This is a genomic window from Streptomyces glaucescens (assembly GCF_002154375.1).
GTDB lineage: Bacteria > Actinomycetota > Actinomycetes > Streptomycetales > Streptomycetaceae > Streptomyces > Streptomyces glaucescens.
In genome coordinates, this window is sequence record NZ_MUND01000867.1 from 1 (window position 1) to 949 (window position 949).

The 949-nt window shown below is 75.9% G+C and carries 1 pseudogene; it reads left to right on the top strand.

What is annotated here, in order from left to right:
- Positions 1–949, top strand: a pseudogene (locus CCN42_RS43035) (hypothetical protein); the annotation flags it as partial.

The window sequence follows — 949 nt, forward strand, 5'->3', positions numbered from 1 at the left end:
GCGGGCGCCCGCTGTACGCGCTGCTCGCCGTCATCGCCGAACAGGCCCGGGTCATCGAGGAGGACATCGACCGCCTCTACGACAACTGGTTCATCGAGACCTGCGACGACTGGGTGGCGCCCTACATCGGCGACCTCGTCGGCTACCAGGTGCTGCCGGGCATCGCCGCCGCCCTGCTCGACGACACCGTCCGCGCCACCGGTCTCCCGGCCGCCGCCGTGCCCCGCCGCGACGTCGCCGACACCGTCGCCAACCGCCGCCGCAAAGGCACCCTTGCCCTCCTGGAGGACCTGGCGTCCGGCGTGGCCGGCTGGCCCGCCCGCGTCGTCGAGTACCGCCGCGCCCTCGCCGTCACCCAGCCGGTGCGCCGGTACACCTCCGACGACCTCGACGCCCGCCGGCGCCGGGCCCGCGGGGCGCTCGTCGACGTACGCAGGGCGGCGCCACCGGCCGGCACCGGCGGCCCGTTCGACGAACTGGCCCGCACCGTCGAGGCGCCCCGCGCCGGCTCCCCGCGCCGCTCCGGCCGGTACGGCATCCAGTCCGTGGGCCTGCACGTGTGGCGGCTGCGCACCTACTCGGTGACACGCGCCCCCGCGTACTGCCTGGACCGGGACGACGCCTGCTACACCTTCAACGTGCTCGCCGTCGACACCCCCCTGTTCACCGCGCCGGTGCCCGAGCCGTCGAGCGGCCGTGTCGCCGACGAGACCAACGTCCCGGAGCCCATCGGCCGCCGCGCCCTGGCCGAACGGCCGTACGACTTCTACGGTCCCGGCAAGAGCCTGTGCGTCTGGACCGGCCCCGATCCCGAGCACGACCCGGTGCCGATGAGCCGGATCGTTGCCGCCGACCTCTCCGACTGGCGCTACCGCCCCGTCGGCGACCAGGTCGCCGTCGACCCCGTCCTCGGCCGCCTCGCCCTGCCCACCGGCACCGCCCCCGCCCG